The organism is Mesorhizobium sp. M7A.F.Ca.AU.001.01.1.1 (genome assembly GCF_004022735.1).
Taxonomy (GTDB): Bacteria; Pseudomonadota; Alphaproteobacteria; order Rhizobiales; family Rhizobiaceae; genus Mesorhizobium; species Mesorhizobium ciceri.
In genome coordinates this window covers 1-5,245 of sequence record NZ_RZPF01000478.1, presented here as the reverse complement: position 1 = coordinate 5,245, position 5,245 = coordinate 1, and the positions used below count along the sequence as shown (strand labels likewise).

Below are 5,245 nucleotides of genomic sequence, written 5' to 3'. Positions count from 1 at the left end.
GTGTCGCCGGTCCCTTGCCCGGGCCGTAAGCGCCGCCGGCGCTGAAGGCCAGCCAGCCGGCAAGCCCGACAAGTGCCGCCCGGCAGGCGTGGTGTGACGAGGCCCTCAACATCCTTTGCTCGCAACAAGCTGCCGGAGATAGACAAGCCGCGTGCCGATGACATTGTTGACGATCGCCGTCTTGCCGGCCGGCGCCATGCCGCCGTATTTCTTGACCGACGGCCCATGATTCTTCGCCTCTTCGTAACCTGCCATCAATTGCCGCAGATCCGCACAGGACATCGAGGCGTACTTCGCCTGCTCCTGCGGGCTGATGACGCTCGATTGCGCCATGCCGGCGGAGTTGGCCGCCGCCATGCCGGCCATGCCGACGACCGCAGAAACCGGGTTGATGCCGACGCAGCCCGATAGGCCGAGGCACAGGACCGGTGCCGCCAGGACTGTATGCCGGACGCTCATGGCCGACGCTCCCCACACGGCCGCTTCGGATCGCGATGGTCGGCGACGGTTCCGCCGAGAGCGATGGACAACAGATAGACGCGTGGATTGAAGCCTGCCGAGGCGAGCCCCGACAGTGTCCTGAACAATTGCAAATGATACATCGAACCCCCTTGTGGCTGTTTGCGATGCGCTTCCTGATCGGAAACGCGCTGCAAACTAGGTCCGGCAAAAGCGGGCAGCTTGGACGCAGCGGCCCTAAAAACGGCCCAAACGGCCCTGTATTGACGTTTTCGGAGGCGCGGCGCATATCACGCCGCTTCTGATTGACCTGAGGCATGGGGGATGCCGGTGACGGCGACGATGGGGCCAACCGCCTCGTTCCGACTGATGACGGACGCGCTTCCGGAGCGGGATCGCGTCGAGGTCATGCGCGAGGTCTATGGCCGCACGGTGCTCAAGGTCGATCTCGATCCACTCGGCCCGACGCATGTCGATATGCAGGTGCGCGCGTTGCCTGGCCTCGGCATCGCCACGGGCACGTGTTCGGAATTCCGCGTCCATCATTCGACGTCGCTGATCGACAGCGACGATCTCGTCCTCCTGGTCGCCCTCGATGGCGCAAGCGTGATGAAGCATCGCGGCCGCGAGGAGCCGGTCGGCAACGGCCAGGCGCTGATGATGAGCGGCGAGGAGGTCGGCCTCAATGTCATCCAGCCAGGCGGTCTTCGCTTCGTCAATATGAGCTTCTCGCTCAAGGCACTGTCACCGCTGATCGGCGACCCGGCGCCGGCGCTGATGCAGCCGCTGCCAACCTCCGGCGGGGCGATGCGGCTGCTGCTCGACTATGTCAGGTCGATCCAGGATGCCGGCGACGTGCTGACCCCGGAGGCCTGGCATCTGGCGACGACGCATATTTTCGATCTCGTCGCTCTGGCCATGGGTGCCACCCGAGACGCGGCAGAAATCGCCCGGGGCCGAGGCGTGCGCGTGGCGCGGCTGCGTGCCATCAAGGCCGAAATAACAGCCCATGGCGGCGACCTGTCGGCCGAAGACATCGCCCGCCGTCACCGCCTTTCGGCCCGCTACATCAGAAAACTGTTCGAGAGCGAAGGCACGTCGCTGTCGGATTTCATGCTGTGCCAGCGCCTGTTGCGCGCGCATCGGATGCTCAGCAATCCTCGTCATGCCGGACGCAGCATCACGGCGATCGCCTTCGAGGCAGGCTTCAACGACCTCTCCTATTTCAACCGGGCGTTCCGGCGGCGCTACGGCGCGACGCCATCGGATGTGCGGGCGGCCGCGTTGAAGGGCTGACCGCAAACGAAAACGCCGGCCCAAGGGCCAGCGGTTTCTGGATGAATTTGCCGTTCGGGCCTTCAGCCGAGCTTGGCGTCGAGCGATACGTTTATGGCGCCGAGCGCCTTCGAGACCGGACAGCCGGCCTTGGCCCTTTCGGCCAATTCCTTGAACTTCGCCGCGTCGATGCCCGGGACCTTGCCGACCACTGTGAGGGCGCTGCCGGTGATCCCGGTGCCGGGAACCAGCGTCACCACGGCCTTGGCGTCGAGTTCGGTGGCGGGGGTGCCGTTCTCGGCCAGGAAATGCGAAAACTGCATGGCAAAGCAGCCGGCGTGCGCCGCCGCGATCAGCTCTTCAGGGTTGGTGCCGGATTTGCCGCTCTCGTCCTCGAAGCGCGCTTTGAACGAATAGGGCGTGCCCTTCAGGGTTCCGCTCTGGGTGTCGAGCGTGCCCGTGCCCTCTTTCAGATTGCCTTTCCAGACGGCGTTTGCGGTGCGGTCCATGAATTCCTCCTTATTACAGCGGTGGCGCCGGCCAGGCGGCGTTCCTCCCAACTATAGCGCGGGCGCGAGGGAAGGCCACCGCGCTGTTTGCGCGCGCATGCAGCACCGGCGAGCCCCACCGAATCTTTTTTGAAAAAAATGTGCGTGCAAAATGTCGACTTGCATCGGCCCCGAGCGTCCTGCGGGCGGCCACAGATTCTCGTGGCGGATGGAGGTTCGCATGAACAATCTGTTTTCTGCCCATTGGACAAGCACCTGCCGAACGGCTGATCCAGGGAAAAGCGGCCCGCTGCATGTGCCGCCCTCCGGCTTCGGCCGGCTGCTTGCGGCAGTTGCAATCATCGGCATTGCGGTCAGCCTTCTCGACCATGTCGCTGCCGGCAAGAACTCAACCGATACCGTGATCGCCTATGGTTCGTCACAGCAAGGGAGCTGGAAATGAAATATGTCTGTCTGGTCTATGGCGAGGAAAACGACCTCCATGCCATGACGCCGGAGCGTCTGGCCAAGCTCGATGCCGATTCGATGGCTCATGACCGGTCATTGGATCATCGTGGGGTGCTGATCGTCGCGCAGGCGCTGCAATCGGTGAAAACGTCGAAGACGGTGCGGCGACGCCAGGGCAAGCGGCTGATCACCGACGGCCCGTTCGCCGAAACCAAGGAGCAGTTGCTTGGCTTCGTCATGATCGAGGCCGACAATCTCGACCAGGCGCTGGAGATCGCCGGCGAGATCCCGCTGGCCGAAATCGGCACCATCGAGGTGCGGGCGATCTACAGTGTGCCGGGGTCATAGCCCCCGCCATGTGCTACAGCCACGCGGAAACCAAGGCGTTCGATTGAACGATCGTCCCGGTTCATTTGGTGCGCAACTTTTGCGTGTTGAAGCAAGGCGAGAGTTCTCCTATCGTCGCCGGGGTTCTTGGGGATTTCGACATGCCTTTCCTGATTGCTATCCTTGGCGTGATGGGCGCGGCGGCGTTCTGGTGGTACCGGATGAAGGCGATGAACGACGCGGCTCGCGAGGTTGCGGACGTTGTCGGGCGCGTGCAGGGCAACATCCGTCGCAAGAAGCTGCGCAAGCAGGCGGCTCTGTCGCCTCTGACGGCGATCGATGATCCGGTCGTAGCGGCGGCTACGCTGATCACATCAATCGTCTCCGAGGATGGGCCCATCCTGCCGCAGCGCGAGGCTGTCATCCGCGCGGTGATTTCCGAGATCGCCGACAAGAAGAAGACCGACGAGGCGGTGATCTACGCCAAATGGGCGGCGGCGCAGGTCGACGACACCACCGTCGTCATCGACAAGCTGGCGCCGTTCCTGCGCGAACGCCTCGATGTCGCCGAGCGGAACGATCTGCTGCAGATGGTCAACCGCGCCGCCCAGGGCGGGGAAAAACGCCTCGAAATATCCGACCAGAGGATATTGCGGCTGCGGCAGAAGCTGGGTTTCGAGGTCAACTGAGCGATAGCGCTCAGATCGCCTCGCCCTTCAACAATCGCGGCGTGCTGGCGGACAACCCCGACGCCTGCCGGATAAAAAAATCCTTCAGGCGCGGCATGCGTTCGACAAGGCCGAGGCCGATGTCGCGGACGGTTCGCAGCGGGCCGATATCGTTGGAAAACAGCCGATTCAGCGCGTCCGTGGTGATGCCCATCTGCACCGTGTCGAAGCGGCGCCACTGCTGGTAGCGTTCGAGGACGTCGAGCGCGCCGATGTCCTGGCCGAGCCGGTCGGCCTCGACGATCACCTCGGCAAGGGCCGCGACATCCTTGAAGCCGAGATTGAGGCCCTGGCCGGCGATCGGGTGGATGCCGTGGGCGGCATCGCCGGCGAGTGCGATGCGGGGCGCGACGAAAGCACGCGCAATGGTCAAGCCGAGCGGCCAGGCGCGCGGCGCATCAGTAACGCGGATCTCGCCAAGCTTCAGGCCAAAACGCTGCTCGAGTTCGTGTTCGAACAGGAGATCGTCACCGGCCACCAGCTTCTCGGCATCGGGCGTACGCTCGACCCAGACGATCGACGAGCGGTTGGTGCCGTCCTCACCGGGTTTGAGCGGCAATGTGGCGAAAGGCCCGGCCGGCAGGAAATGCTCTTCGGCGCGACCATTGTGCGGGCGTTCATGCGCTACCGTGCAGACGATGCCGGACTGGCCATATTCCCACTTCACCGTCTTGATGCCGGCCATGTCGCGCAGCTTCGAGTTGACGCCGTCGGCGGCGACCAGCAGCCGCGCCTTCAGCGCTGCGCCGTCGGCGAGATGCACGGTGATGCCACTGCCGTTGGTCTCGAAGCCCTGCACCGCGACGCCTTCGATGATATCGATGCCGAGCCTTTCGGCGCTGGCCCGCAAGGCGCCGTTCAGCACCTTGTTGGCGACCATATGCGCAAAGGGCTCGCCCGGCGCCACTTCGCCGCCGAAGGTCAGGAAGACCGGACGCACCGGATCGGCGGTGCGCGAATCGGTGATGATCATCTCAGTGATCGCCTGCGCCTGGGGTGCGATCTCGGCCCACACGCCGAGCTGGTCGAGCATGCGGCAGGCGGCAGCGGCAATGGCCGAGGCGCGGCCATCCCTTTGCCAGGCGCCAGCAGGTGCCGCATCGACGAGAGCGATGGCGAGGCCCGGTCGCGCCTGTTTCAGCGATACGGCGGCGGCCAGGCCGACATAGCCGGCGCCGGCGACCAGGACATCGAGCCCGGATCTGTTTTTCGTGTCCGCCTTGCGTTCCATCATCTTCGCTCCTGCGCCGGCCGGGTCTTGCGCCCTTGACTGCCTGTCCGTCCTGTCGGAAACCGCCATAACACTTCTGCGGCGAGGGCGCGAAATATGACGGCAGCCATGGACGAGCTTCTCGGCATTCTCGACCTCGAGAAGCTGGAACACAATCTGTATCGTGGTCGCAGCCCGCTGCTCGACTGGCAGCGCGTGTTCGGCGGCCAGACCATCGCCCAGGCGCTGGTGGCGGCGCAGCGGACAGTGGATCCCGATCGGTACGTGCA

Annotated in this window: 7 protein-coding genes and 1 pseudogene; 5 read left to right on the top strand and 3 right to left on the bottom strand. The window is 64.4% G+C overall.

Annotated elements, in window-relative coordinates; genetic code table 11:
- Nucleotides 1-105: 105 nt before the first annotated feature.
- On the bottom strand, nucleotides 106-459 hold the full coding sequence (locus EN884_RS24840) for a hypothetical protein (RefSeq protein ID WP_013528880.1): 354 nt from the start codon (nucleotides 457-459) through the stop codon (nucleotides 106-108).
- Between the two features lie 324 nt (nucleotides 460-783).
- Here EN884_RS24840 and EN884_RS24830 point away from each other — a divergent pair, with 324 nt between their 5' ends.
- A complete protein-coding gene (locus EN884_RS24830) occupies nucleotides 784-1,755 on the top strand; it encodes an AraC family transcriptional regulator (RefSeq protein WP_013528882.1) in 972 nt (323 codons plus the stop codon).
- A 62-nt stretch (nucleotides 1,756-1,817) separates the two neighbouring features.
- Here the strand turns inward: EN884_RS24830 and EN884_RS24825 are convergent, their stop codons facing one another.
- On the bottom strand, nucleotides 1,818-2,243 hold the full coding sequence (locus EN884_RS24825; protein ID WP_063169527.1) for an OsmC family protein: 426 nt from the start codon (nucleotides 2,241-2,243) through the stop codon (nucleotides 1,818-1,820).
- Nucleotides 2,244-2,463: 220 nt separating this feature from the next.
- Between EN884_RS24825 and EN884_RS24820 the strand changes: the two genes are divergently transcribed.
- The 3 genes from EN884_RS24820 to EN884_RS24810 all read left to right on the top strand — a co-directional run bounded on the left by EN884_RS24820 (nucleotide 2,464) and on the right by EN884_RS24810 (nucleotide 3,706).
- A complete protein-coding gene (locus tag EN884_RS24820) occupies nucleotides 2,464-2,685 on the top strand; it encodes a hypothetical protein (RefSeq protein ID WP_063170404.1) in 222 nt (73 codons plus the stop codon).
- On the top strand, nucleotides 2,682-3,038 hold the full coding sequence (locus EN884_RS24815; protein WP_063169526.1) for a YciI family protein: 357 nt from the start codon (nucleotides 2,682-2,684) through the stop codon (nucleotides 3,036-3,038). The genes EN884_RS24820 and EN884_RS24815 overlap by 4 nt, the downstream gene beginning before the upstream one ends.
- Nucleotides 3,039-3,178: 140 nt before the next feature.
- Nucleotides 3,179-3,706, top strand: a complete 528-nt coding sequence (locus EN884_RS24810; protein ID WP_024504998.1) for a hypothetical protein — start codon at nucleotides 3,179-3,181, stop codon at nucleotides 3,704-3,706.
- 10 nt (nucleotides 3,707-3,716) lie between these two features.
- Here the strand turns inward: EN884_RS24810 and EN884_RS24805 are convergent, their stop codons facing one another.
- Nucleotides 3,717-4,976, bottom strand: a complete 1,260-nt coding sequence (locus tag EN884_RS24805) for a ubiquinone biosynthesis hydroxylase (protein WP_027163307.1) — start codon at nucleotides 4,974-4,976, stop codon at nucleotides 3,717-3,719.
- A 96-nt stretch (nucleotides 4,977-5,072) separates the two neighbouring features.
- Between EN884_RS24805 and EN884_RS39770 the strand changes: the two are divergent.
- Nucleotides 5,073-5,245, top strand: a pseudogene (locus EN884_RS39770) (acyl-CoA thioesterase II); the annotation flags it as partial.

Excerpts from the sequence above, each read along its gene's own strand:
- EN884_RS24840 (WP_013528880.1), bottom strand. The coding sequence starts at position 459 with ATGAGCGTCCGGCATACAGTCCTGGCGGCACCGGTCCTGTGCCTCGGC.
- EN884_RS24830 (WP_013528882.1), top strand. The coding sequence starts at position 784 with ATGCCGGTGACGGCGACGATGGGGCCAACCGCCTCGTTCCGACTGATG.
- EN884_RS24825 (WP_063169527.1), bottom strand. The coding sequence starts at position 2,243 with ATGGACCGCACCGCAAACGCCGTCTGGAAAGGCAATCTGAAAGAGGGC.
- EN884_RS24820 (WP_063170404.1), top strand. The coding sequence starts at position 2,464 with ATGAACAATCTGTTTTCTGCCCATTGGACAAGCACCTGCCGAACGGCT.
- EN884_RS24815 (WP_063169526.1), top strand. The coding sequence starts at position 2,682 with ATGAAATATGTCTGTCTGGTCTATGGCGAGGAAAACGACCTCCATGCC.
- EN884_RS24810 (WP_024504998.1), top strand. The coding sequence starts at position 3,179 with ATGCCTTTCCTGATTGCTATCCTTGGCGTGATGGGCGCGGCGGCGTTC.
- EN884_RS24805 (WP_027163307.1), bottom strand. The coding sequence starts at position 4,976 with ATGGAACGCAAGGCGGACACGAAAAACAGATCCGGGCTCGATGTCCTG.